The 2,349-nt window shown below is 46.5% G+C and carries 2 protein-coding genes and 2 rRNA genes; 2 read left to right on the forward strand and 2 right to left on the reverse strand.

Features of this window, described 5'->3' with window-relative positions; all coding sequences use genetic code 11:
* The first annotated feature begins 256 nt into the window (after positions 1-256).
* Positions 257-598 (forward strand): anion permease, encoded by a 342-nt coding sequence (locus WG89_RS28475; protein ID WP_414630401.1) that lies wholly within the window; start codon positions 257-259, stop codon positions 596-598.
* A 705-nt stretch (positions 599-1,303) separates the two neighbouring features.
* Positions 1,304-1,468, forward strand: a complete 165-nt coding sequence (locus tag WG89_RS30915) for a hypothetical protein (RefSeq protein ID WP_153301898.1) — start codon at positions 1,304-1,306, stop codon at positions 1,466-1,468.
* A 481-nt stretch (positions 1,469-1,949) separates the two neighbouring features.
* Here the strand turns inward: WG89_RS30915 and rrf are convergent.
* Positions 1,950-2,065: ribosomal RNA gene (rrf, locus tag WG89_RS28485) — 5S ribosomal RNA — on the reverse strand.
* A gap of 122 nt (positions 2,066-2,187) precedes the next feature.
* A 23S ribosomal RNA gene (locus WG89_RS28490) occupies positions 2,188-2,349 on the reverse strand; the annotation flags it as partial.

Genomic DNA, 2,349 nt, shown 5'->3' on the forward strand with positions numbered 1-2,349 from the left:
GCACTATGCATCAAGAATGACTTGTACCCAGGCTTTGGTAGCCGTGATGCGCAAGCTGATACGTATAGCATTCAGCGTATGGCGTAGCCAAAAGACATTCGATATGGCTCAATATCATTCCCCCATTATGCAAAAAGCTATGCTGTCTGATTAAAGACCTAAGGCTCTTGCAGTGGAGAGTTTCTCACCGATGAGGCTCTAATTTCTTATGTAATTACTAAAAGCAGGTTGACAAGAAACATAGAGCCTTGGTATCTTGCCAGTACTGTTCCTGCTCTCAATAACAGCCATGATCATGGCAACATTTATGTCAAACACTGCTACCGCAAATTTGCTGATGCCTATTGCGGTCTCAATCGCTACAGCCATGTCCGGACTTCAGTCTTTTGGCGGTCTTAGCCTTATCGTAATCTGTGTTGCCCTGTCTGCCTCTATGGGAATGTCTCTACCCATCAGTACCCCACCCAATGCTCTGGCTCACTCTACAGGCCTGGTCTCCAGCTCTGACTTTATGAAAACAGGCAAATACATCAGTACGCTGGGTGTCTGTAAGATTTTTACCGTTCTGGTTTGTCTGGGAATGGTTGGGTATTTTTGATACGGGAAGGCAGGAAAATCAGTACTTAGTCATTGTGATGCTCTCTAGTCTGAGGGCCTGAGCTTACTGATTTACCGAGGCTTAAGCCATCTTCCGCATTGAAACTGTACTAGCATTAGAGCCTTTAAAAACAGAGAAAAACAATGTTAAGGCTAAAGGCTCTCTTGCCCATATTATTACTCTTTACAACTGTTTTCTCTTTACCAGCAACCAGTGACAGCTGCAGCCCAGTTGCTGCAGTTCAGTCTCTGCCAAACGGCCTATGGAAGTTCATTGAAATAGAGAACCTCCAGCCTAAAGAACAAAAGAATCCAGAAAGTTATGCTAATTGGGTAATCCGACTTTATAACAACCTTGCCGACCATATGGTTGTACCGCATTGTCAGGATTGCAATACACAGGCAAAGAAATACACAGAAACCTTAATAAAAGAACTTAGTCGCAATAACGAGTGGAAGAGCTATTGGCTAGAACAGTCACCGGCAGACAGGCTGATGGACATCCTACTTCCCGTGCTTACCAGAGTTAGCCATAGTAGAAACTCTAGCTATCATGAGTTTCTTGTGAATCATATTGATAAGCTCATAGCCTCAAACCCTGAGTCAGCCAGCTGTCAGCATTTAAAAGGCCTGAGTCAGACTGAGTCAAGCGAGCCTTTGATCGGTTTAAAAGGAGGCTTCACTATCGCTGTGGCTTCTGCTGTGCTTGTTCTTTGTCTTCATTTTTGAGGCTGGAAAGCTGGAAAGCTGGAAAGCTGGAAAGCTGGAAAGCTGGAAAGCTGGAAAGCTGGAAAGCTGGAAAGCTGGAAAGCTGGAAAGCTGGAAAGTCACTATTTATTGGGGATGGAGTTCTGTCAAGTTTCTGTTTTAGGATTTGTTTCACAGATTTACACAGGATTCCGTTCACCCTGAGCTTGTCGAAGGGTCGTGCTATTGGGCTTCGACAGGCTCAGCCCGAACGGGTTTTGAGAGGGTTTCAATAGGGACGTTAATTTCAGACAAGTCATTAAGAACCCCACCGAGTTTCGACTGGGAATACCTGGCTGTTGACCAACCTTGCTCTGAGCAGGCCTCGTGAACTTGGCCCGATGTATCGTTAGATGAACTACATCCTGTAGTTCACCCTGCGGGCGCACTGGTCGATGAATGCTCCTGCAACATCGACATACCTCACATCCCTGTGCATAAAGTGCGTCCAAATTTGATCCGGTCAAATTTGTCACTTCCGAGCTCGGCCGAACTCAGCAATAAACGACGTATCGTTGATGGACTGTGGTGGGTATTCCGTTGCCCTGCAACGGATAAAGAAAAACCCCAGTCGATTGCTCGACTGGGGTTTTTCTTTATTCAATGCCTGACGATGACCTACTCTCACATGGGGAAACCCCACACTACCATCGGCGATGTATCGTTTCACTTCCGAGTTCGGGATGGGATCGGGTGGTTCCAACACTCTATGATCACCAGGCAAAACTGGTTTGAAGTTCGTCGTTTCCGACGCCCTTCTGGAATCCGTTTTTAACTTAAGCTGTTTGAGTTGCTTCTTGCTGCGCACTCTCGCCGTGTATGGCTAAATCGCTTTGGCGTTATATGGTCAAGCCTCTCGAGTCATTAGTACTGGTTAGCTCAACGCCTCACAACGCTTACACACCCAGCCTATCAACGTCGTAGTCTTCAACGTCTCTTATGGGACCTCAGGGTCCAGGGAAGTCTCATCTTGAAGGGGGCTTCCCGCTTAGATGCTTTCAGCGG

Source organism: Endozoicomonas arenosclerae, assembly GCF_001562015.1.
Classification (GTDB): domain Bacteria; phylum Pseudomonadota; class Gammaproteobacteria; order Pseudomonadales; family Endozoicomonadaceae; genus Endozoicomonas_A; species Endozoicomonas_A arenosclerae.